The organism is Aeromonas sp. QDB54 (assembly GCF_027707385.1).
Taxonomy (GTDB): Bacteria; Pseudomonadota; Gammaproteobacteria; order Enterobacterales; family Aeromonadaceae; genus Aeromonas; species Aeromonas hydrophila.
Genome location: NZ_JAPCIT010000019.1, coordinates 94,797 through 118,121, shown reverse-complemented (window position 1 = coordinate 118,121; position 23,325 = coordinate 94,797). Strand labels below are relative to the sequence as shown.

19 protein-coding genes and 1 riboswitch are annotated in these 23,325 nt (G+C 59.3%); of the genes, 11 read left to right on the top strand and 8 right to left on the bottom strand.

Annotation, left to right across the window (positions count from 1 at the left end):
- Nucleotides 1-345 precede the first annotated feature (345 nt).
- Nucleotides 346-837, top strand: a complete 492-nt coding sequence (locus tag PG881_RS18060; RefSeq protein WP_043126121.1) for an RNA recognition motif domain-containing protein — start codon at nucleotides 346-348, stop codon at nucleotides 835-837.
- A gap of 18 nt (nucleotides 838-855) precedes the next feature.
- Here PG881_RS18060 and murI read toward each other — a convergent pair whose 3' ends face one another.
- The 3 genes from murI to PG881_RS18045 form a co-directional block, all read right to left on the bottom strand.
- Nucleotides 856-1,650 carry a glutamate racemase gene (gene murI, locus PG881_RS18055; RefSeq protein ID WP_029302539.1) on the bottom strand — a complete coding sequence of 265 codons (795 nt, stop codon included), beginning with the start codon at nucleotides 1,648-1,650 and terminating at the stop codon, nucleotides 856-858.
- A 117-nt stretch (nucleotides 1,651-1,767) separates the two neighbouring features.
- Entirely contained in the window at nucleotides 1,768-3,603 is a 1,836-nt protein-coding gene (locus PG881_RS18050) for a TonB-dependent receptor domain-containing protein (protein ID WP_024945455.1), read from the bottom strand.
- Nucleotides 3,604-3,655: 52 nt separating this feature from the next.
- Nucleotides 3,656-3,832: riboswitch (cobalamin riboswitch) on the bottom strand.
- A gap of 35 nt (nucleotides 3,833-3,867) precedes the next feature.
- Nucleotides 3,868-4,770 carry a LysR family transcriptional regulator gene (locus PG881_RS18045; RefSeq protein ID WP_270801818.1) on the bottom strand — a complete coding sequence of 301 codons (903 nt, stop codon included), beginning with the start codon at nucleotides 4,768-4,770 and terminating at the stop codon, nucleotides 3,868-3,870.
- Nucleotides 4,771-4,881: 111 nt separating this feature from the next.
- Between PG881_RS18045 and PG881_RS18040 the strand changes: the two genes are divergently transcribed.
- From PG881_RS18040 to PG881_RS18025, 4 genes are all read left to right on the top strand, one after another.
- Nucleotides 4,882-5,808 carry a sodium-dependent bicarbonate transport family permease gene (locus tag PG881_RS18040; RefSeq protein WP_270801814.1) on the top strand — a complete coding sequence of 309 codons (927 nt, stop codon included), beginning with the start codon at nucleotides 4,882-4,884 and terminating at the stop codon, nucleotides 5,806-5,808.
- A 4-nt stretch (nucleotides 5,809-5,812) separates the two neighbouring features.
- A complete protein-coding gene (locus tag PG881_RS18035; RefSeq protein ID WP_005306985.1) occupies nucleotides 5,813-6,115 on the top strand; it encodes a P-II family nitrogen regulator in 303 nt (100 codons plus the stop codon).
- Nucleotides 6,116-6,177: 62 nt separating this feature from the next.
- The gene (purE, locus tag PG881_RS18030) at nucleotides 6,178-6,687 is read left to right on the top strand and encodes a 5-(carboxyamino)imidazole ribonucleotide mutase (RefSeq protein ID WP_011704108.1); all 510 of its coding nucleotides are present in this window, start codon (nucleotides 6,178-6,180) and stop codon (nucleotides 6,685-6,687) included.
- A complete protein-coding gene (locus PG881_RS18025; RefSeq protein ID WP_270801812.1) occupies nucleotides 6,684-7,808 on the top strand; it encodes a 5-(carboxyamino)imidazole ribonucleotide synthase in 1,125 nt (374 codons plus the stop codon). Before purE ends, PG881_RS18025 begins: the two co-directional genes overlap by 4 nt.
- A 74-nt stretch (nucleotides 7,809-7,882) precedes the next feature.
- Here the strand turns inward: PG881_RS18025 and PG881_RS18020 are convergent, their stop codons facing one another.
- From PG881_RS18020 to PG881_RS18010, 3 genes are all read right to left on the bottom strand, one after another.
- The gene (locus PG881_RS18020; RefSeq protein WP_016348936.1) at nucleotides 7,883-9,073 is read right to left on the bottom strand and encodes an L-lactate MFS transporter; all 1,191 of its coding nucleotides are present in this window, start codon (nucleotides 9,071-9,073) and stop codon (nucleotides 7,883-7,885) included.
- 109 nt (nucleotides 9,074-9,182) lie between these two features.
- Nucleotides 9,183-9,914 (bottom strand): LytR/AlgR family response regulator transcription factor, encoded by a 732-nt coding sequence (locus tag PG881_RS18015; RefSeq protein ID WP_042064388.1) that lies wholly within the window; start codon nucleotides 9,912-9,914, stop codon nucleotides 9,183-9,185.
- A gap of 129 nt (nucleotides 9,915-10,043) precedes the next feature.
- A complete protein-coding gene (locus PG881_RS18010; protein ID WP_162275801.1) occupies nucleotides 10,044-11,717 on the bottom strand; it encodes a sensor histidine kinase in 1,674 nt (557 codons plus the stop codon).
- A 172-nt stretch (nucleotides 11,718-11,889) separates the two neighbouring features.
- On the opposite strand from PG881_RS18010, the gene PG881_RS18005 reads away from it, so the two are divergent.
- Nucleotides 11,890-12,330: a hypothetical protein gene (locus PG881_RS18005; RefSeq protein ID WP_166464658.1), complete on the top strand. Its 441-nt coding sequence runs from the start codon at nucleotides 11,890-11,892 to the stop codon at nucleotides 12,328-12,330.
- A gap of 35 nt (nucleotides 12,331-12,365) precedes the next feature.
- On the opposite strand, the gene PG881_RS18000 is transcribed toward PG881_RS18005, so the two are convergent.
- Nucleotides 12,366-15,953, bottom strand: a complete 3,588-nt coding sequence (locus tag PG881_RS18000) for an ATP-binding protein (protein WP_270801808.1) — start codon at nucleotides 15,951-15,953, stop codon at nucleotides 12,366-12,368.
- Nucleotides 15,954-15,955: 2 nt separating this feature from the next.
- Entirely contained in the window at nucleotides 15,956-16,579 is a 624-nt protein-coding gene (locus tag PG881_RS17995) for a response regulator transcription factor (RefSeq protein WP_041216171.1), read from the bottom strand.
- A gap of 599 nt (nucleotides 16,580-17,178) precedes the next feature.
- On the opposite strand from PG881_RS17995, the gene ecpA reads away from it, so the two are divergent.
- The 5 genes from ecpA to PG881_RS17970 all read left to right on the top strand — a co-directional run bounded on the left by ecpA (nucleotide 17,179) and on the right by PG881_RS17970 (nucleotide 23,319).
- Nucleotides 17,179-17,751 carry a common pilus major fimbrillin subunit EcpA gene (ecpA, locus tag PG881_RS17990; RefSeq protein ID WP_043851709.1) on the top strand — a complete coding sequence of 191 codons (573 nt, stop codon included), beginning with the start codon at nucleotides 17,179-17,181 and terminating at the stop codon, nucleotides 17,749-17,751.
- Between the two features lie 59 nt (nucleotides 17,752-17,810).
- Nucleotides 17,811-18,476, top strand: coding sequence for a hypothetical protein (locus tag PG881_RS17985; RefSeq protein WP_201887395.1), 666 nt, complete (start codon nucleotides 17,811-17,813; stop codon nucleotides 18,474-18,476).
- 81 nt (nucleotides 18,477-18,557) lie between these two features.
- Nucleotides 18,558-21,005: a fimbrial biogenesis outer membrane usher protein gene (locus tag PG881_RS17980; protein WP_270801804.1), complete on the top strand. Its 2,448-nt coding sequence runs from the start codon at nucleotides 18,558-18,560 to the stop codon at nucleotides 21,003-21,005.
- Nucleotides 21,005-22,630 carry a hypothetical protein gene (locus PG881_RS17975; RefSeq protein WP_270801802.1) on the top strand — a complete coding sequence of 542 codons (1,626 nt, stop codon included), beginning with the start codon at nucleotides 21,005-21,007 and terminating at the stop codon, nucleotides 22,628-22,630. Before PG881_RS17980 ends, PG881_RS17975 begins: the two co-directional genes overlap by 1 nt.
- A gap of 2 nt (nucleotides 22,631-22,632) precedes the next feature.
- Nucleotides 22,633-23,319 carry a fimbrial biogenesis chaperone gene (locus tag PG881_RS17970; RefSeq protein ID WP_270801801.1) on the top strand — a complete coding sequence of 229 codons (687 nt, stop codon included), beginning with the start codon at nucleotides 22,633-22,635 and terminating at the stop codon, nucleotides 23,317-23,319.
- Nucleotides 23,320-23,325 lie beyond the last annotated feature (6 nt).

Genomic DNA, 23,325 nt, shown 5'->3' with positions numbered 1-23,325 from the left:
AAGCTGGCTCATCAGGTTGGCGTGTTCCGCCGTGCTGGTAGGGGCGCATTATAGGGAGCCGCGCCGCGATGACAAGGCTTTTTTTGAAGAAAGTCACGGAAACTTCAAATTATCCAATTAGAAACAGCTTACTCAGTGTATATATACAATGTTATCCACAAACCGATGATTTCAGACCGGTTTTATCATCATTTAGGTGGATCTTCCCCTCTCAAGGGATGCCATACTGGAACGGATAATATGTCCCAAGTGGTCCATGGTAGCGCCCAGCTGGAAAGCTGGTTACCATGGAGGTGAATAGAGTGTTGCACCTTTTTTGCTTTCATTTACAAAAGGTCTTTAAAGATGAATTTATCCAAGTTTCCCGTTTATGTGCAGGCGGCCATCCTTGCTCTGGTGTTGGCGCTGGTTGGTTATCTGGTTGCCCAGGCCCTGCAATTTTCTTTGAAAGCCGAAGTGATTTTTGCTGTGGGCTTGGCCATCGGCGGTTTCGTGGTACCGCTGTTCCTGAACCGTGCACCGACGGGTGTGGCTGAGCTGGCCTCCAGTCAGGAGACCTGCACCTTATATGTAGGCAATCTGCCATACCGTGCCAATGAGATAGCCGTGCGCGAATTGTTTGCCGAGCAGGGCCAGGTGATCTCGGTCCGCCTGATGAAGGACAAGGCCACTGGCAAGCGCAGAGGATTCGGTTTCGTGGAGATGCCCGCTGCCGATGCCGCCAAGGCGATCGCCGCACTCAATGACAAGGAGTATCAACAGCGTACCCTTAAAGTACGTGAAGCCAATGACAAGCGGGACAAAGATGAGCGAGAAGGCAGTGAAGTGGATGCCTGACCGCTGGCCGGTAATCCGTTAGAACCTGACCTCTTCGAGTGATGACAGCCCCCAAGCTTGCAAGGGGGCTGTCAGTTTCTGGGTCTGGGCATCCAGCCGGGTGCAATAGGCCTTACCCCCGACATCTTCCAGCCGTGTCGGTGTCGTTACCAAACCGGCCAGCAGGTGAGCCACCCGCTTGGCGACCGCGCTGCCGGAATCCACCAGCTGGCACGCAGGCATCAGCTGCCGTATCTCTTCATCCAGCAACGGGAAATGGGTACAACCCAGCACCAGAGTATCCGGATGCTCTTCCCCTTCCAGCCAGTCTGCCAGCACCTCCCGCAACAGCGCCATATTGACCGGCAGACCCGCCAGCTTGTGCTCGGCCTCGACGACCAGCTCGGTCGCCCCCTTGAGCAGCACCCGCTTGCCCGGCGCAAACTGGGCGATGAGCTCGTGGGTATATTCGCGGCTGACGGTACCCGGGGTTGCCAGCAAGCCGATGCAACCACTACGGGTAAGCGCGGCCGCGGGCTTGATGGCGGGTACCACGCCGACGACCGGTACAGTCATGGCCGCACGCAGGGACGGCAGAGCGATAGTGCTGGCCGTGTTGCAGGCAATCACCACCAGATCGATATCATGCTCGACCACCATGTGGCTGACCAGCCTGGTGCAGGCTTCGGTGAGGGCGGCTTCGCTCAGCTCACCATAGGGGAAGTTGGCGTTGTCGAAGCAATAGATATAGTTGTGTGCCGGCAATGCGCGGCGGATCTCGCGGTAGATGGTCAGCCCACCCATACCGGAGTCGAACACGAGAATATTGGCCACTTGAGCTCCCCTTTGCTGCAAGTCGGCGATCATACTCCCGCCGACCGCCAATAGAAAAGGCCCCACCAATGGCGGGGCCTCGCTTTTTATCTTCTCTTATATAAGCAGCGCTGCCGCTCAGAGACGGTAGTCCGCCGTCAGTTTGAACTCGGTACCTGCCGACGCATAGCCATAGGCCGGGGCGTAATCACGATCAAATAGGTTGTCGATGCGGCCACCCAGCGTGAACTGAGGCGTCACCCCATAGCTCGCCCCTAGGTTGATCAGGGTGTAGGAACCCAGCTCAACCCGCTCCGCCGGGAAGCTGCTGAAGTTCTTGTCATCCCGCTTGCCGACATAAAGCAGTTCGGTGGAGAGATCGACCGGGCCCAGTTGTACCTGAGTCAGCCAGCTGGCCTTCTGCTTGGCACGACGCAGCAGTTGCTGATCCCCATCGTTCTTGTCTTCGGCCCGGGTGTAGTCAAAGCTCAGGTCGTGCCGCAGTGGTCCGGTTTCCAGACCGAGCGCCACTTCCACACCGCGGATCTCGGCGTCGGTATTGTCCGGTCGGCAGGTTGAGGACGCGCTTTGGCAGGCAATCAGATTCTGGATCTGGTTGCGGTAGAGGTTCAGCGACCAATCCCAACCGGTGTAGCGACCGTTGAAGCCCAGCTCCAGATTCTTGCTCTCTTCCGGTTTCAGCGCGGGGTTCTCATAACCCGGATAGTAGAGATCGAGGAAGGTCGGTGCCTTGAAGGCAGTGCCATAACTCAGACGCACATTATGGTTGTCATCAAGATCCAGCCCACTGGCAGCGGACCAGGTGTTGTGGCGGCCATATTGCTTGTTGTCATCGGTACGACCAGAGAGCTCCCACAACAGGGCCTGCCAGCGGTAGCTGCCCACCACGAACAGACCCGTGTTGTCGCGATCCGGGGCATTGAATGCCTGACCATAGCTGCGTGTATCGGATTTCAGCTGCTCCTGCTGCCAGTCGGCACCACCGGTCAGGTTGAGCCCCTCGACACCACTCCAGCTATTGATCCAGGAGAAGCGGGTCAGCCCGGTGTGGATGGGCTCCGCACTGGACTCCCCTTTGCTCTCCAGCCAGCTCTTCAGCTTGTTCTCGCCGTAGCTGGCCTCCAGCCGGCTGCTCAGCGCGCCACTCTGATACTTGAGACCGCCATCGTACTGGAACGCCTGCACCCGGCTCTGATCGGCCGACTGATACGCATCATCCATTTCGGTCTGGTTGTCATAGCCCTGGGCGTTGAAGTCGGCACTCCATGCGTCGTTGAAAGCATGATTCAGTCCGAACTGGCCGTTCAAGCTGTCAAAGCCATCCCGATCCGGCTGCTGGGCATTGGCCACCACGTCGAACCCATCGGTGCGCTCGTAACCAATCATCATATTCATGTCGGTCTGCTGGCCCAGAGCCTGCACGGTACGCAGCTGGCCCTGGCCGTAGCCATTGCTGCCCACACCGCCCTTCAGGTGGGTCTCGCTGCCATTCTTGGCGGATGTCTTGGTGATGAGGTTGATGACGCCGCCGATGGCGTCCGAGCCATACACGGCCGCACGTGGGCCACGGATGTACTCGATGCGCTCGATATTGCCGAGCGGGATCTGGCTGAGATCCGGCGTACCGGCCACCATGGCCGCGATGGGGCGCCCATTCATCAGCACCAGTGAATGGTTGGAGTTGGTACCACGGATGAACAGGCTGCTCATGTGGCCTCGACCACCCAGAGTGGTGATCTGCACACCGGGCAGCGTCTTCAGCAACGCCGGCAGGCTCTGCACCTGGCGGGACTCGATCTCGGCGCGATCGATCACCACAACGGGAGCCAGTACCGAGCTGATGGGTTGCTCCACCCGATTAGCGGTGATGACCAGGGTAGGATTGACGGGGATGGTGGTCTGGGCAAAAGCCGCCGTTGGCAACAGGGCAGCCGCCAATAATTTCTTGGACATGAGAGATCCTTAAGTTCGCGTAAGCATCTACTTCGTGGCCGGTTTCTCTCGGCCCGAAATACGAACTTTGGCAGGTCTTCGGGCTGGGGGGCTGATGGCCTACGGCGACGGCTTCCCACCTGTGGCAGTGCCCTGATGTCGCTTCGTTCCCCCTTACCGCTGCGCGCCAGCTCCGGATTTTCACCGGATTCCCTATTAAGCATGATGCGCCAAAGCGCAGGGATTATAGGCAGAGCAGAGGTGGATGTATAGCCATCCAGATTTCTATTTCTTGCCACCCAGCGCAGCCAGCCGCTGCTTCGCCCCCTCCATCACCGCCTGTACCCCGGGATGGGAGAGGTGACGACCGGCCGACACCAGATAGTAGGAGAGCGTCACCTCGGTCAGGGTTGCAATCCGTTCGACACCGTAGAGTCGCGCAATCTCGTCGGCCATGGCCAGCGGCGCCGGAAAGATCCCCATCCCCGCCTTGCCGAACGACTTCATCAGGGTGGAGTCATCGAACTGGCCGACCAGATGGGGATGGATGCCCTGCTGCCGATACCAGGCCAGCAAGCTGTCATGGGTCGCCGACTTCTCCCCCGGGATCAGCAGCGGCAACCCTTCGAAGGAAGCAGGAAAACCCTGCCGCGCCCTGGCGGCCAGCTCGGGGCTGGCAAACAGCGCCAGCGGGCTGCGCCCCAGCTCGTGGTTGTAGCCGCGTACCCCGCTGTCGGGGGGGAGCGGGCGATCGATCAGCACCATGTCCAGCTTGTGGCTGGCCAGCTCGCTGAACAGCTGTTCCGCCCGCTCTTCATGGCACACCAGCCGCAGCGGGGTGGCCAGCGCCATGGCGGGCGCCAGCAGCTCGAACGCCAGGGTGCGGGGCACGGAGTCGGCGATCCCCACCTGCATGGTCAGCTCCTGGCTGGCATGGCGCAGGGTATGCTCGAGATCGGCGCCGAGCGAGAAGATGGCACCAGCCTGTTCGAGCGCCTGGCGACCGGCGGCGGTCAGGGCAAGCCGCCGCCCTACCCGGTTGAACAGCGCCACCCCGAGGGAGAGCTCCAGCTCGGCTACCTGACCGCTGACGGTCTGCGGCGTAAGGTGCAACTGCTCGGCGGCCCGCGTCACACTACCGCTGCGCGCCACGTGCCAGAAGTAATAGAGCTGTTTATAGTTGAGCATCGGGTCCCTTATCAGTTTCTACCGAACAATCATCAATCAAAATCTGATTTTATCGAAACATCTTGCACTCTAGCATGCAACCACCCTGTGAATTGCTTCCTGCGAACTCCCATGCTGGATGTTGTTGTACTCTTTTTCCTGTTTGGCCTGCTGGCCGGTCTGGTGCGCTCCGAGCTCAAGCTGCCGCCCGCGCTCTACGATACTCTCTCCCTCTTTCTGTTGCTGGCCATCGGCCTCAAAGGCGGCGTCGGCCTAGCGCAGCAATCACTGCAACCGTTATTACCGCAACTGGCACTGGTGATCCTGCTCGGCATGCTGCAGACCCTGGCCGGGTTTGCCGTGCTGCGCCTCAAGATGAACCGGGTCGATGCCGCCGCCACCGCCGCCCACTACGGCTCGGTCAGCGTGGCGACCTTTGCGGTCGGGGTGAACTGGCTCACCGAGCGCGGCATCAGCTTCGAATCCCAGCTCTCCATCTTCCTGGCGGTGATGGAGATCCCCGCCATCCTGGTCGGCATCGTGCTGGCCCAGGGAGTGAGCCGGCAGACCCGCTGGCGCCGGCTGGCCCATGAAACCTTCCTCGGCAAGGGGGTCACCCTGCTGCTGGGCGGCATGGCCATCGGCTACCTGGCCGGTCCCGACGGGATCGCTCCGCTCAAACCCCTGTTCGTCGACCTGTTCAAAGGGGCGCTGGCGCTGTTCCTGCTCGAGATGGGCCTCATCGTCGCCCGCCAATGCCAGGACCTGCGCCGCCACGGCCTGTTCCTGCTCGGCTTCGCCCTGCTGATGCCGCTCGCCTCGGCTGGCCTCGGCCTGGTGATCGGCCAGCTGATGGCGCTTTCCCTCGGTGGCCTGACCCTGCTGGCCACCCTGGCAGCCAGCGCCTCCTATATCGCCGTGCCAGCCACCATGCGCATCGCCGTGCCTCAGGCCAATCCGGGCCTGTCGCTCAGCGCCGTACTGGGGGTCACCTTCCCGTTCAACATCATGCTGGGGATCCCGCTCTACCACAGCTGGGCCCGCCACTTCACGGAGTAGCCACATGCAGACCGAGATCCGCACCCTGCTCACCGTCATCACGGAAGCGAACCTGGAACCCACCCTGCTGCGCACCCTCACCCGCGAGGGGCTGCGCGGCTACACCATTACCGATGCCAGAGGCCGCGGTGACCACGGTGAGCGCAACGCCAGCTGGAGCGAGAGCGGCAACATCCGGCTGGAGGCGATCTGCAGCCGCGAACAGGCGGAACGCCTGCTCGCCCACCTGCAGAGTCGCTACTACCCCGACTATGCCATGGTCGCCTTTTTGCAACCGGTCGAAATCGTGCGACCCGAAAAATTCTGAGCCGGCTTGCCGGCTCTTTTTGCCAACCAGAGACAAACGTTTGACTGCAAGGAGTCATAGCCATGAATACCCCTCCCCTGATCGGCCTGGTAATGGGATCCGACTCCGACTGGCCCGTGATGCAGGCCGCCGCCCGCATCCTCAAGGAGCATGGCGTCCCCTACGAGGCGCGCGTGGTCTCGGCCCACCGCACCCCGGATCTGCTGTTCGAATATGCCGCCAGCGCCCGTGAGCGTGGCCTGCGCGCCATCATCGCCGGGGCTGGCGGCGCAGCCCATCTGCCAGGCATGGTGGCCGCCAAGACCACCATTCCGGTGCTGGGTGTGCCCATCCCGACCCGTCAGCTCAAGGGGATGGACTCCCTGCTCTCCATCGTGCAGATGCCCAAGGGGGTACCGGTCGCCACCTTCGCCATCGGCGAGGCGGGCGCCGCCAACGCCGGCCTGTTTGCGGTCTCCCTGCTCTCCGTCGCGCAAGACGGCGATGCCCCACGCTACCAGCAGCAGCTCGACGGCTTTCGCGCCAACGAACGCGACCGGGTGCTGGCCCTCACGCTGGAGGACCCGGCATGATACTGCCACCCGCCACCCTCGGCATGCTGGGAGGCGGCCAGCTCGGCCGCTACTTCGTGATGGCCGCCCATCGCCTCGGCTACAAGGTGGTGGTGCTGGACCCCGATCCCGCCAGCATCGCCGGCGCGGCTGCCGATCACCATATTGTTGCCGCCTATGACGACCCGACCGCCCTGCACGATCTGGCCAGCCGCTGCGCCGCCGTCACCTGCGAGTTTGAGAACGTGCCAGCTACCGCCCTGGCGCTGCTGGAGCAGTACCAGCCGGTACGCCCGGCCGCCGGCGCCGTGCGCATCTGTCAGGATCGCCGCGAAGAGAAGGCCTTCTTGAGCAGAGCCGGCATCCCGGTCGCCCCCAACCAGACCCTGCAGCCGGGCGAGCCGCTGCCGGCGCTGCCCGCCTCCCTCTTCCCCGCCATCCTCAAGACCGCCCGCGAGGGGTACGACGGCAAAGGCCAGTGGACCATTCAGGCCGCCGACCAGCTGCCGGCAGCACTGGCCGCCAGCGGCGTACCCTGCGTGCTGGAACAGCGGCTGGCGCTGGAGGGTGAGTTTTCCCTGACCCTGGCCCGCAGCCCGAGCGGTGCCATCGGTGCCCTGCCGCTGGTGCAGAACTGGCACAGCGGCGGCATTCTGGACCAGACCCGCTCCCCGGCCAACGTACCGGCGTTGGAAGCCGACGCCAGACATATCGCCGAACAGCTGATCGCCGCCCTCGACTACGTCGGCGTGCTGACGGTGGAGTTCTTCCTGGTGGCAGGGAAACTGCTGGTCAACGAGCTGGCGCCACGCCCCCACAACTCGGGCCACCCCAGCCTCGACAACGCCGAGTGCAGCCAGTTCGAGCTGCAGGTGCGCGCCCTGTGCGATCTGCCGCTGCCGGCGCGGATCGCCGTGCGCCCCGCCATGCTGCTCAACCTGCTGGGGGATCTCTGGCAGGCCGGCACGCCAGACTGGGCCGCCCTGCTGGCACTGCCCGGCGTGCATCTGCACCTGTACGGCAAGGGGGAACCCCGCCCCGGCCGCAAGATGGGCCATGTCACCATCACCGCCGCCGACTGGCCGACGGTGGAAGAGACCTGCCACCGGGTGCGCCAGCTGTTGGGGCTACCGCCACGCTGAGCGCTTAGCCGCGCACAAAAAAAGACCCGGGCCTGGCCCGGGTCTTTTCATTGCTTGCTGCGACAGGCGGGTGATCAGGCCCGCTCCACCGATACCGGCGCCGGCAGGCGGATGGTGAGGGAGAGCACCAGCGCCACCACCAGCAACACCAGGATCAGGTTGAAGGTCGCCATGAAGCCGCCGAACAGGGAGGCCACGATGGAGCCGATGATGCTGCCCAGACCAAAGCCCAGATAGATGACGCCGTAGTTCTTGGTCAGGTTGTTGAGACCGAAGAAGTCGCTCACCAGCGAGGGGTAGACGGTGATGGTGCCGCCGAAGCTGAACGCCACGCAGGCCACCGCCACGAAGAACAGGTTGGCGTTGAGCGGCACGAACAGCAGCAGCGCCATCCCGGCCAGGGTGATCAGCTGGGCGATGGTGATGACCCGGATGCGGGACATCTTGTCGGAGAGAATGCCCAGCACCAGCCGGCCACCCAGGTTGGCCATGGCGATGATGGCGACGGCGTTGGCGGCAACCACGGCCGGCAGGCCCACCATGTTCTCGCCGATGTCCTTGGCCACGCCGATGACGTAGAGACCGCTCATGCAGGCAGTGAGGAACATCAGCGCCAGCATCCAGTACTGCGGCTTGCGCATCGCCTCGGCCAGGGTGAAGTCGCGGCTCTCGCTCTGCTGCACGGCGGCCGCCTGCTTGGGCGCATCCTTCATCAGCATGCCGCCCACCAGCACCATGGACATGGCGATCAGTCCCCACAGCTGGAAGGTGGTCTCAAGGCCGTTGCTGGAGAGCAGCAGCAGGTTGATGTACTTGAAGCCCAGGCTGCCGAGGCCGTAGGCACCGATGGAGCAGGCGGAGATCAGCCCCTTGCGCTCCGGGAACCACTTCACGCAGTTGGAGAGGGTCATCAGGTAGCCGGTACCGTCGGCAAAACCGACCAGGATGCCGGCACAGAGGTAGAGCATCGCCAGGTTGCTGGCGTGGGCGGTGAGGAAGAAGCCGATGCCGAGCAGCACGCCAGCCCCCAGCGTGACGTTGCGCACCCCGAACCGCTCCTGCAGCTTGCCCGCCAGGGAGGAGGCCACCGCCAGGGAGAGGCTGAGCAGGCCGAAGGCGAAGGCGACCTGGCTGACCGGCTCGTCCAGCTTGTCGGAGAGCTGGGCGTTGAACAGGCTCCAGGTGTAAACGGATCCCAGCGCGAACTGGGTGATGATGGTCCCCAACAGGGTGAGGTAGCGGGTGCGATTCATCTCTTTGGTCATGATGCGTCTCGGTCAATGGCCTTAAGGCAACTGGGGCCACTATAGGCAAGACGCCACTCCCGCCGACCGATTAAGGCATGAAATGCAGATCGGCGGGAATGAATGACAATCAGAGCCGCATCAGCTGACGGAACGCCTTGATGTTGCTGCGGCTGACCGGCACCTCGAACGGCAGGTCATGGAGCCGGATGAGATAGGTGCTGTTGAACCAGGGCACTATCTCGCGGATCTTGTTGATGTTGACGCAGTAGGAGCGGTGACAGCGGAAGAACCCCTCGGCGGGCAGCCGGCTTACGAACTCGCTGAGGGTCATGGTCATCACGTAGCGATCATCGCGGGTGTAGACATAGGTGAGCTTCTCGTCGGCTTCCGCGTAGTAGATCTGCTCGCAGGGGGTGACGATGATGCGCTCCCCCTTCACCAGATTGACGGTGCGATTGTGCGGCGTGCCCGGCTCGCTCCCCTGCCCCGCCTGCGACTTGCCCGCCAGCTCCAGCTTTTGCAGCAGGCTGATGAGACGCGGTTCGTTGTAGGGTTTGAGGATGTAGTCGAACGCCTCCAGCTCGAACGCCTCCACCGCAAACTCCTTGTAGGCGGTGACGAAGACGATGTGGGGCGGGTGGCTCGACTTGTGCAGGTTCTTGGCCAGCAGCAGACCGTCGATGGAGGGGATCTGGATGTCGAGGAAGACCACATCCACCTCGTGATCCTGCAGGTATTTGAACGCCTCCAGCCCGTCCTCGAAGCTCGCCACTATCTCGATGGTGCTGTGCTGCCCCACCAGGTAGGCCAGCTCCTCGCGAGCCAGATATTCATCTTCCACTATGATGGCTTTCAGCATGGCATTGCCCCCTGAGGGAATGCAGGAGAGGCCAGCGCCTCCCGCATCAAATACTCATCCTCGACAATGATGGCTTTCAGCATGACAACGCCTCTCGCAGCACACACTTATCTTCAATCATGATGGCACTCAGCATGGCATCGACTCCTGATCCGGCAGATAGAAACTCACTTCGGTACCCGGCTCCAGCCGTTTGAGGTGCAGGCCATCGCCATAGAGCAACTTGACCCGCTGATGCACGTTCATCAGGCCGATGCTGCGGCTCTCCACCCGACCGGCGGCGACCCCGTCGATCACCTCCTGGCTGATGCCGTAACCCGTGTCGCGCACCGCCACCCGGATGCCGCCTGCCAGCTGTTTCACCTCGATGGTGACCCGACCCGGCGCGCTGCGGGGCTGGATGCCGTGCAGGATGGCGTTTTCCACCAACGGCTGCAACAGCAGGCTCGGCACCTGGATGTGCACGTCATCCACCTCGAATACCACCTCCAGCTTGTCACCGAAGCGGGCCTGCTCGATGGCCACGTAGTCGCGCACCTGCTGCAGCTCCTCCTGGATGTCGATGAGGGTATCCCCCTTGTTGAGGTTGTAGCGCAGGTAGTCCGCCAGATTGGCGATCAGCTGGCGCGCCTGCTGGGGCCGAATGCGGATCAGCGACGAGATGGCATTGAGGGCGTTGAACAGGAAGTGCGGGTTGATCTTGCTCTGCAGCGCGGTGAACTCCGCCTTGCGGGTCATCTCCTTGAGCTGCTCGATGCGCGACACCTCCATCTGGGTGGAGATGAGCTGGGAGAGGCCCACCGCCATCTCCTTGAGGGAGCTGGTGATACTGTGGGTGCGACGGTAGTAGATCTTGAGGGTGCCACTCACCGAGCCGTTTTCCCGCAGCGGAATAATGATGACCGAGTGGAAATCGGAGAGGTGATACTGGCGCAGATCGTTGTTGATGATGATCTGGTCCAGCAGCACCGCCCGCTGGGTCATGTCGCTGATGGCATGGTGCTCGTCCAGCTCGTAGTAATCCTTGCCCACCCCCACATAGGCCAGCACGTCGCGGGTATCGGTGATGGCCACCGCATCGGCGCTGATTTCGCTGCGAATGATGGCGCAGACCTGGCTCAGGGAGTGGCGATCGATGTTCTGGAAGAAGGGCAGCGTCTTGTTGGCGATATCCAGAGCCAGCTTGGCCTGCTTGGCGGCAATCAGCTCCTTCTCGTCATCCAGATCCTGCACCAGCTTGATGATGAGGCCGATGCAGAGCGCCCCGGCGATCATCGGGTAGGCAATATGGCTGACGATCTCGACGCCTACCGCATGGGGCTCGGTCAGCAGCCAGATGAGCAGCATGGTGAGCCCTTCACACAACATCCCCGCCAGAATGCCGTAGAGCCAGAGCCGCGACTTGCGACAGCGCAGGTGTAGCCAGGTGGCGAGCAGGCCGGCGATGATGCTGGCGATGAGGCACGGGATCGAGGTGTGGCCATCCATGTCGATGAGATAGCGGTGCAGACCGGAGATGACCCCGGCCGGAATGCCGACCCAGGGGCCAAACAGGATGCCGCCGGAGATGATGGCGATGATCCGCACGTTGATGAGGGCCCCCTCCACCGGAATGCCAGTGTAGGTGCTGAACACCGCAAACAGGCAGAAGATGGCCGCCACCAGCACCAGCTCGGCCGGGGTGTGGTCCCGCTTCTGGAACAGCCGCTGGAACGGCCGGGTACGGGTCAGGAAGAACAGGGTCATCAGCATCAGCGCCGCCCGTTCGAACACCGCCAACAACATCATCTGATTTTCGAGCAAAGCAGGGATTCCATATCTATGACTAAAGGGAGGACAAGGCGCGGGATCATATCCCGTATCCCGTGTCAGCTCATTCCGAATAGTGGGGTACAGATTAAGCTTCGCCGCGGGCGGGTCGATAGATGAGTGACCCCCGGCAGCGGGGTAACCTCGATATCCAGGAGATAATCATATGTCTCAGAAAGGAGTTCTGGTGGCACTACTGGCTGGTTGCTGCGCGATGGCGGCTCAGGCCGACACACAAACCAATCAGCTCACCTGGCCTGCCACCGCCAGCAAGAGTACCGGGATGGAAATTTCGCTCACCCACCCGGGTCAGCAACCGGTCAATTCCGTTTCCACATCCAGCCCGGTCCAGACCGAGGCCATCAACCTCAGCAATCCGGACTTCAACACCACCTACCAATTGCAGGCTCGCACCCTGTATGCCAGTTTGTCCGAACAGGCCGGCACCGACTTCAAGCTGGCGCTCAACGGCCAGCCACTGCCACAACACCATGCCCTGCCTCTGACCCAGGCCACCCGCTACTTCCTCAGCTATCTGGCTCCGGCTGCCAAACCGGACCAGACCGGTGAAGCAGCCTATGAACTGCTGGTTTACTGGCACGGTTGACCATCCACGAAGGCATGCCCGTCATGCCTTCATTTTCATTCCGGTTCGGCCTGCATTTGCATGATGGCCTGTCTGACGATCCCGTAGGCATGCTGCAACGGCTGCAATGCCCTCGGCAATCCCTGCGGCCCAAGCCCGGCAGATTCTGTCTCGCTGCACACGGCAACCAGTTTCATCGCTCCCATGATCCTGGCCCCGCCCTTCAGACGGTGCACATAGTCGAGAAAACGGGCCAGTTCACCACCCTCTGCGGCTTGCTGCAGGCCCAGCAGATCATCGTCGCTGGCCCGCACAAACTCATGCAACAAGGGCAGCATCAACGCAGGCTGATTGCCGGTCAATGGTCCGAGACACTGCTTGATCTCCTGCACGCAGCGCTCGATTTCCCGCTGTTCCTCATGCTGCATGTGGCGACACAGGCAGCGCTCCAGCTCTTCCAGCCCTACCGGCTTGAACAGGCAGTCGTCCATGCCGGCAGTCAGCCCCTCGCTCACCTGCTCCTGGCGGGCATCCGCCGTCAACCCCAGGATGAGGCAACGATGCGTACCCCGGCTCAGCTCCAGAGCACGATACTGGCGGGTCAGTTCAAAGCCGCTCATGCCAGGCATGTTGAAGTCGGTGATCACCACGTCAAAGGGTGTGTTGGCAAACAGTGCCAGCGCCTCCCGCCCCGACTCGGCAGCCGTGGCATCATGCCCGAGGTATGCCAGTTGCTGGCTGACCAGCAGCCGGTTGGTGGGGTGATCGTCCACTATCATGACCCGCAGTCGCCGGTGATGCCCTGTCATCGTGCCCAATGCCACGGGCGTAACTGATTCGACGGTGCTCGCCAGCGGCACTTTCATCTCGATGCTGATGCATGTGCCGTGGCCAGGCTCGCTCTCCAGCAGCAGCGAGCCTCCAATCGACTCGCACAGCGAGCGGGAGATCATCAGTCCGAGACCGGTCCCGGAGCGCTGGATGTGCTCGGGCTGCCTGGCCTGACCAAAAGGCTGAAACAGCCTGGCTTGCTCCGCAGGCGCAATCCCTATGCCCGTATCCCGGATCACCAGTTGCAAGGTACACCAGCCGTCGCTGGTTTTTGATTGCAACTCGACCCGCACCGATCCCTGCTCGGTGTACTTGATGGCATTGCTGATGAGATTGGAGAGGATCTGCTTGTAGCAGATGCCATCTATCTGTACCCAGCGGGGCTCGCCGACGGCGAGTTCCAGTTGCAGGCTCTTTTGTCTGGCCAGCGCAGTGAATACGGTGACCACCGAGGCCGTCAGCGCCGTGATTTCATGGGGCTCCGGCCTCAGTTCAAGCCGGCCGGACTCGATCTTGGATATATCCAGAATATCGCCAATCAGGCTCAGCAGATCCCTGGCCGAACCATGGGCGATGGAGAGTGAGGTCTTGTCCTCTTCATGCAGTCGATCGCGGCGCAGGGTCAGTTCCAGCAAACCAATGATGGCATTCATGGGCGTGCGGATCTCGTGGCTCATGGTGGCCAGAAAGGTCGACTTGGCACGATTGGCTTCCTGGGCATCCTGACTGGCCAGGGCCAGCTCTTCGAGCAGACGCAGCCGTTCGCTCACGTCGATCCAGCCACCGATCCCGCCCTGAACATTTCCCTCCAGGTCATAGTAGGGCTGTACCCAGTGATAAACGACCACGGGCCCTGTCGCCATGGAGAGGCGATGATCCCCCTGCCTGGCACAGCGCACCGCACGCGCGGTGCTCAAATCCTCAAACAGGGGAGCCAGAAAAGGCCAGCGCTGCACATCGTCCGCCATGGTGGAGCCCAGCAGACGGCTCTTCTCCTCGCCAAAGAAGCTGGCATAAGTGCTGTTGCAGAGCACCAGCCGATCCTCTCGATCTCTGGCGTAGATTGGATGAGGTGTGCCATCCACCAGATCTTCGATGAACTTGAGCTGGGCACTCAAAGCCATCTCGGCTGCCCGGCGCTGGCGCACCTGTTTGTGCAAAGAGAGGCCCCATAGGCCGATCCAGATGGTCAGCAGCATGATCAAGGCAATGATGCCGCCAAATTCCCGCACCAGCTCCTGCCAGGTGATGGCCTCCTGCTGGGTACTGACGCGCCAGCGATTGGAGAGTCCCTCCAGCTCATCTGGCGGAATGATGGCAATCACCCGATCTAGAATGTCACGCAACATATGCTGCTTGGGCGAAACGGCAAACGCCGCCCCGATCGGGATGGAGTCAAACAACTCGCCCGTGATGAGCAGACTGTCCGGAAACTTGCTGTTGATGTAGTACTTGGCGACCCGCAACGGCAACACGGTCACGTCGCAGGTCTCGCTCGCCACGCAGCGCAGCGCATCTTCGATCCGTTCGAACTTTCTGCTGGTCAGCTTGCCATACTCCTCCTCTATCGCCTGTTCGGAGATGAAGTCCTTGATAATGGCGACCGTGCCGGTCTTGAGCAGCGTCTCCGGTGCCGTCGCCTCATGGCGGACCCCCACCACATAGGCCAGCGGGTCGAGCACAAAGGCACGGCTGAACAGGTAACGACTGCGGCGCTCTTCCGATGGGCTCAACACGGCGATATCCACCTGCCCACCATCCAGCAACTGCAACATCTGTCCTGGCGTCTTGACCGGCACCACCTCTATTTCCACCCCCAGCTTCGCTCGCAACACCTGCAGCAAATCGGCCACCACCCCGTGCAAGGTGTCATTGATGTCGAGAAAACTCAGCGGCGGCACCCCGCTGTTGACGGCCATCCGGATTTTTTTCTGCTGACCCAGCCAGGCCCACTGCTCGCTGGTCAGCTCGATCTTGCTGGCCCCGATAGAGAGGCCGCCGCCATTCCAGCGTTTGGCAATTTCCTCCCGCTTGCCTTCCAGAATTTCATCCAGCGCAATATTGATGATTTTTTTCAGCCGCTGATTTTTCCTTTCCAGCGAAAAAGAAAAACCATGAGTATCTATATAAAGAGGTTTCAGTAATTGAATGCTGTCTTGATAAAATTTATTGACGATGAAGTTCCCGGAAATCATGTCCAGCATGACGGCATCGACCTGGCCATATGCAACCGCAGAAAGTGCGCTATAACGAGAGGAATACATTTTTATCTGAACCTTGGGCAGATAGCGCATCACATCCAGCGCCGGCAGATAATACTCCGGGACAGCCACCGTTCTTATATCACGCTCCTTTACGTGTATATTCTTATATATGGCCGGATCATCCGGCATATATTTGTCGGTCAACAATAATTGCTGCTCTTCTTCATAGGCATTGGAGGTGCTCAGCAGATCGACCTCTCCCCGCTTGAGCGCAGCAATGGCCGCGGCGCGAGACGGCAGATTCTTTACGACGATCTCGACACGCAACAGATGACTCAGCATGCCGACAATGTCGGCGGTGACGCCTTCGTAAGCATTGGCACGCAGGGTGATGTCCATCGGAGGATTGTCGGGCATGGGTACCCCGAGCACCAACCGGCCACGATTTCTCAACCACAGCCAATCTTCCGCATGCAGCGGCAGGGTCTGCTTCTCGAGGTACTCGCTGTCATTGCGTGCATAGACATGCAGATAGGGCGCCGCCAGCTCATGAGCCGAAACCCATGAAGCGCAGCAACAGACCAGCAGAGCTGCAAACCAATGCCTCATGGTCACAGCAACTCTTGACGCTTGGCCAGGCTGATCAGATCAACCATGGTGGTGACATTGAGCTTTTGCATCAGCCGACTCTTGTAGGTGCTGACCGTCTTCTCGCTCAGCAGCATGCTCTCTGCAATCTGCTTGTTGGTTTGCCCCTGGCATATCTGCAACAAGACGCTCATCTCTCTATCCGAGAGTGCCGACAAGAGATCTTTCCGATCGACTTCATGGGCATTCTTGGCGCCAGCAATCACATCGCGAGGGAAATAAAGCTGACCTTTCCCTATCTTTACCAGCACAGTTTTCAGCAAGGAAAGATCATCCAGCTTGGATATGAAACCGTTGGCACCGGCTTGCAGGCAACGCACCATAATATGATGCGTGGCTTGTGCCGACAATATGACCACCTTGATATCAGCATCCATCTCTTTCAGTCTTTTGATCACCTCAATTCCGTCCAGCCTGGGAATCCCGATATCCAAAACGACCATATCAGGCTGATATTTTCGCGCCATCGAAACTGCATCAACACCATTATCAACTTCGGCAACAATATGATGATCATCCTGCTGCAGCAGGATATTTACAGCCATTCTGATGGCGGGATGATCATCTACTACCAATATTTTTGCCATATACTTTCCTGTCATTACTCCATTTGATTCAACGTATATTAACTACAAAGTCAGCACGTGTACCATATGGCGCTTGAATATTAATTATATGTTACATAATTCAAGTAACGACTCCTCTCTTCGTACCTCATTCATTTTTATCTGATATTTTTATTTATGCTCATCAAATACTTACAGAGCTATATATTCTTTTGAATCTCTGTTTTTTCTTGTACTCATTCCTGTACGGCAACCCCTCCCATCCTCCCCCGTCAGAGGGACGCACCATCTAGATAAGAAAAGCACCAAAACTCTTAAAAATCAAAATCATAAGAAAAACAAAAAACCCTGATAAGAGAATGGACAAGGCTTATTTTAAGTTGCAGACAACAACCATCTTTTAGGACTTTTCCTACACAGCATTCAATCGATCCGAGCAGGTCCGTCCAGTATCTTTGCCGGCGAAAAGATGAGCTGATTGACGAAACATTACCCTTCGGCGATCGGCAAGATTGCCTGGACAAACCCGTCCGGCAAGGTGGAAAGGGAATGCACCCTGGGTGCGTGAAATCAAACGGGTGGCAAATGCCCCCATCAGGAAATGTGTAGGAAATATCAAGATGAAAAAGACTCTGATTGCGCTGACTGTTGCAGGACTGGGCTTCGCTGCCGCCGCTCAGGCCGCTGTAGAAGCAAAATCCGTTGCCACCTGGAAGGCAACCGCCAAAAAGGACACCGAGTCGGCGCTGGTTGTCACGCCGCTCGACAGCCTCTCTTTCCAATACGCGGAAGGGATCAAGGGTTTCAACACCGTGAACGGCCTGTTCGACGTTGCCATCAAGGGTGATGCCAGCGCCACCGACTTCACGCTGAAGGCCAAGAAGCTGAGCGGCACCCTGAACCACCTGAGCGGCGGCTCCACCGTCGACGTCGGCGTGCTGTGGCAAGGTGCTCCCGTCAGCACCACCGCCTATACCACGCTGATCGATACCGCAGCCGGCATCACGGGCGGCAACCTCTCTCCGCTGGCCAGCAGCTTCAAGGATGACACCCAGCGCAGCACCGCCCAGGGCTCGTTCACCTTCAACATCGAGAGCGCGACCGTCAACGGCACAGAAGCGGCTTTCGAGACCCTGCCGGATGGCCTGTGGAGTGGGGAAGTCAACGTCGAGTTCGTTGCCAACTGGTCCTAATTGCCGCGACGCATAGTATTCGGGGCCCTGCGGGGCCCTTTGCAATCACAGGAGTTCCCATGAACCTGAAAATGCTGATGGCATGGATGCTGTTTATTCCCGGGGTCAGCCAGGCCATCAACGTTGGTTCCGTCACCACCTTCATCGATGCAGGCAACCAGGATGTAGCCAAGGAGATCGAGAATGGCAGTGCTCAAGCCAGGCTGGTCACCATCTCCATCAGCCGCATCTCTTCACCCGAAGAGGGTGGCCAGGAGATCCCGATGGAAGTGGCCGGCGAGCTGATGCTCTCGCCCAGCCGACTGATGCTGCCCGCCCATGCCAAGAACAACGTGCGTTTCTTTTACAAGGGACCGCAGGATGGCAAGGAGCGCTACTACCGCATCCGCTGGCTGGACACCGCCCTGTCGATGGACGACCAAAGCAACAATCGCCGCCAGGCGGTTGCCACCACCTCTGCCCAGATAGGCACCATTCTGGTGGTCACGCCACGCCAGCAGCACTTCGCCTACAACCTGCAAAACGGAATGTTGAGCAATCAGGGGAATGCCTCTTACCGCACCGTGGCCTACGGCCCCTGTCTGGACCGCAAGGCACAGGCGCAGTGCAAAGAGACCTACTACGACCTGCCCGGCAAGCAGCGCCGCTTCAAGAAAGTCGATATGCAGGATCCACAAAGTCATCTTGGCCTCTGGCTGGGTCAGGAATTCGTCGTCGTCAAATAACCCGTTTGTGCTGGTACTGCCTTCACCACCCGGTCGAGTGGCGGTGTTGTTTTGCCGAAATCTGAAACCATGGTGCGTGATATGTTGAAGAAAACCTGCTTGTTGCCGCTCTCATTGCTGATGGTGGTCTCCGCCTCGGCCAACAGCGCGGCGCCACTCAAGATCGCCAACGTCATCATTCCGGCCAGTTTTGCCCAGGCTCTGGCAGAAGGGCTGGCCGTTCCCGTTCGTCTGCAGTACACGGATGAAAAAAACCGGCTCGACACCCTGACCGATAACCCGATCGGCAATACCACCCTGCTGCTGCAGGACGGCAAGCTGCATCTGCTACACATCGATTTTGGTGCTGGCCAGCAGCAAGGTCTGCTCAACGACCAGCTGACCGCCATGCTCGCCAGTGAAGAGAAGCGCACGTTTTCTGCCGAGGGCAGCTTGCAGATAGATGCCAATGCCAGCATGCAGCTTGACCTGGTGGCCATGTTGCTGACGATCCGGGTTTCACGCGATGCATTCGGCCAGGCCAGGCAACCGGACAACCGGGTGACCTTGACCCCGACCGTTGACGCCCTGACCGGGGTGCATCGTTACAATCTGGGCTACTCCTTCAACAGCAATCGGCAAAACGGTCACAGCGACTCCAACTTCCTACAACTGGACAGTACCGTCGGGATGGGTGCCCATCACATGGCGCTGGACGCCTCCCTCTACAACCTTGGGGAGCCAGAACAGAGCGGTGACATCTATCGTGCCATGTACGAGCGGGATCTTGACGATCGCCGCATCGCGGCCGGCATGGTCTCGACCTGGGATCTGCAGACGCTGGGGGTGGTGACCGGTCTGAGTACTGGCCGCATTTATGGGGCATCGTATGGCAACCAGGCCCAGTCACGTAAACAGAAGGCCGACGCGTCCACCACCCCGGTACAAGTCTTCATGCCTGCCAATGGCGAGGTCAGGGTGTACCGTGAGGATCGTCTGATCAGCCTGCAGAACCTGGCCATCGGCAACCAGAATATCGACACCTCGGCGTTCCCCAGTGGCGTTTACAACGTCACGGTCGAAGTCTATGTCGATGGACGGCTGACCAGCACCACGACCCAGCGCGTCACCAAGCTGGGCGGCAGTCTGGGCTTTACTCAGGAGTGGGGATGGCAATGGTGGGGAGGCATGATGGAAGGCGCCCAGAACAACGGTGATTCACCGCTGCTGGGAGTATCGCTGGCACGTTCGCTGGATACCCTGGAGCTGGCCACCACAACCTATGCCTTCAAGGATGCTGCGGTAGGCGAAGCCCGTGCAAACTGGCAGGCAACCGATCGTGTCAGTGCCCAGTTGCAAACCATGCTGGCCTCCGACCAATCGTGGCGCTTCGCATCCAGCCTCGCCCTGCAGGCCCATGACAATGCCTCTCTTTGGCTCAGCCAGGAGAAACTCGAGACCGGCAGCGCCCTGACGGTAAGCAACGCCGAACTCTACTCTGCCGGCATCACGCTCAATCTGGGTGGCTGGGTCAGCGGTTTCGGCCAGCTCACCTTCAACACCTTGCACGACCGCCAGATGAACAGCGATCGCAGTTATGCCGATTACTACCAGCACCTTTATGCCGGCAAATACGGCAACCTGTCGCTGCGCGCCAGCCTGCAGAGCGACAGCGGCACGCTCAACGGATTCAACAACAAGAGCATCACGCTGGATTACTCGATCCCGTTCGACAACCTGTTCAGCTTTGGCATGAGCAGCAACGAGCAGGGCCAGACCACGGCCAACCTCAACTACCAGAAACGCATGGACGGCGTCATCAATCTGGCCTCGTTCAGTGCCTCGCGCATGATGCACGGCAGTGATGAACACAATATGGCGCTCTCCGGCACACTCGGGTTCGAGAACAGGGTCATCGGCGGCACCATGACGCTGGGCCGCGGCCATGGTGGCGACATGAATGGCAACCTGATTGCGCGCGGTGCCCTGGTCACCACCGAAGATGCACTGGTCGCCTCTAGCCGCAACTCCTCGGGGTCCGGCTTGATCATCAATACCGGGATCGATCGCCAAGGGCAGATGCTCGCCAAGGTCAACGGACAGGATTACCCCCTGCAGGGCGAGCAGACCTTCCTCGCCCTCCCCCCTTACGGGGAATACGAGATAGAGCTGCTCAACAGCAAGCGGGGCAAGGACAGCTACGACATCAATACCGGCAAGCAGCGCTACACCCTGTTTCCCGGCAACGTGGCCACCCTGGATGCGAGCAGCACCATCAAGGAGATGGTGACTGTCTTCGGCATACTCAGGGCGGAAGACGGTTCCTTGCTGGCCAATGCCCGCATCGACAACCATATCGGCACCACTGTGACCAACGAGGAGGGTGAATTCTCGCTGGATGTGGATAAAGCCAATCCCATGCTGACTTTCCGCCAGGGGAATGACTTCTGTGAAGCCGAGCTCGATCTTGAACAACACAGCGGCGCCGCCTGGGTAGGCATTATTACCTGCCAGGGGCTGCCCACCTATGCCATGGTGAGAGAGTACTGATGATGAATCCCGCATATAAATGGCTGTTGGCGATGGTAATTGCCACCAGCTGGGCCTCGCAGGCCAGTGCCGCAGTATCCAAAACTGTCTGGCCAAATGCTCCGCTACGAAACTTTCTGTTTATTGAGAACCAGGAAGACAACAACCTGTTTGTGGCACCTACCGACGGATTAGATCCACGTTTGACCGGTGCAAATGCTTGGACCTCCCTTAAAGGGAATGGGCAAGTGAGCCTGGCGTATGTTGATAATGGATACAACACCGATATTAACAATTGGAACGTCGACATGTGGGAAAACGGCCCGATCCGTCGTCCTTATGTCAACCAGCGCTGCATCATGACATATACCCGCTGTGATCCCGACACGGCAGAAGCGGTCAACAAACCCGCCGTGGTAGATGACCTTGGCTTTTTCGGTCTCATTGGCGCATCCGCGGGATGGGGGCACAGCAAGCTCAGCGCGAGTTTTTTTGACTATCTGCGCACCATGCCAGTTGGAGCCATTCTGAACAGAGAAATGAACTTGTGCATGACCACGCTCAAATACGACGCGGCGGCTGGAGAGCGCTGTATCAATCAGAACAGTGGCTACTGGTACGTGAGAAACATGCAGCACAAGAAGGCTGGTCATCTGCGCTTCGTACAAACCAACGCGATTAGCGAAGTCATTGTTGACAGCAATGGCGTACCTTATGTCTTGCCTGGTTCTCAAGGCTGTGAAAACTATCGTCTAGGCAATCAAGACGGCATTTTATGTCGGTTCCTTGATTACAACTTCAATGACGATGGCAGCCAAAATTATATCGAACCGTATATGTATACCAATGTCAGAAATAGCTCATTGAATAGCGCCATTGGCGTCACTGATTTGCAAATGAGTGCGGATCTCAAGAATTGGGCATACAAGGGTTATCGCCATAATATCAGCTACCTCAGGGGGCAATCCTCTGTATATCTGTTCCTATCAAGCAATTTCTTCAAACAAGTGGTGAGGTTGGGTCTGCAAGAGCAACTTACTCGTAGCCTGATCAACTTCAATATGAAAAATGGGTATGCACCTGAGAGTGGATACTATGAGTTCAGTGGCACAACCGAGATACATATCAAGCCACGGGACTTCAGCGTATCGATTCTGTCATCCGATGGTATAACCACACCTTACAGGGAAGGCAGCGTTGGAAAAGATATTCTGAATTTTCCCTACAATATTTCTGATAGTGGCCCTATTAGTGCCGATCTGCTCGAAATATCTATTTCGCAAGACCAAGGCGTTCCTTATCAAGGGCATTGCACTTTTTACCCGGCCGGGAAGGTATCATCCGAGCAGGCCGTGCCAATTCCGACCAGGCTGTTGTTTGATTCAGGGACTCATGGTGCCGCTTCCCGGCATGCCATTGAATGTGGCGGACACTCGGTAGATATCCGTGCCTTGGGCATAAAAGACAACCAACCACCACAAGAGTGGAACGATCCCGTCAGCGGCAAAGGCATTACCCGATTCTACAAGCTGGCGCTGGAATTCGATCTGACCGATCCCATGGTACAACGAACCATTGGCAACGACCTGTGGGAAGGGGAAGTACAGCAAAGCGGTACCATTACCATCAAAGGAACCTGGCGCTGACCATGAAGAACGACATGCATCGCATTCTCTGGCTCTTGCTGGCCGGCACGCTGACCTCACAGACCATGGCCATCGACATCGGCGCCATGACGATTGCCATGGCACCGAACGAAGAGTTCATTGCCCGGACCGTCACCAACAACAGCGGCTCGCCCAAGGTCTACGAAGTGCAGATGGAAAAAATCAGCAATCCCACGGCCACGGGGACAAGCGTTCCGACGGTGCCCGGCGAGCTGCTGTTCGCCCCCAAGCGCTTCACCCTGCACGCCAAGCGCATGCAGAACGTCAAGCTCTACTACAAGGGGCCGGCGGATGGTCAGGAGCGTTACTATCGCATCACCTTCACCGAATCACCGGCGGCCCAGCTTGATGAAAGTGGCCAGGCCAGGCGCCGTGGTGCGTTGGAGATGAAACTCGCGCTGCAATCGACCCTGGTGGTGCGCCCGCGCCAAGTGCATTTTCAATACCAGCTGGATCCGGCAAGGAGCAGCATCACCAATACCGGCAACACCTACTTCGAATTCATGGTGAAACGGGGATGTCTGCAGGCGGACAGCGAGGCCGACAGCAAATACCTGCTGCCCGGCGAAACCTACCAGAACCCAAGGATCGGCCAGGCAGGCAACCAGAAGCTGATCGTCTACCAATCCCGGTTCATCCGGGTCGGCAAGGATTGCTGGCCTGACTAGCCGCTC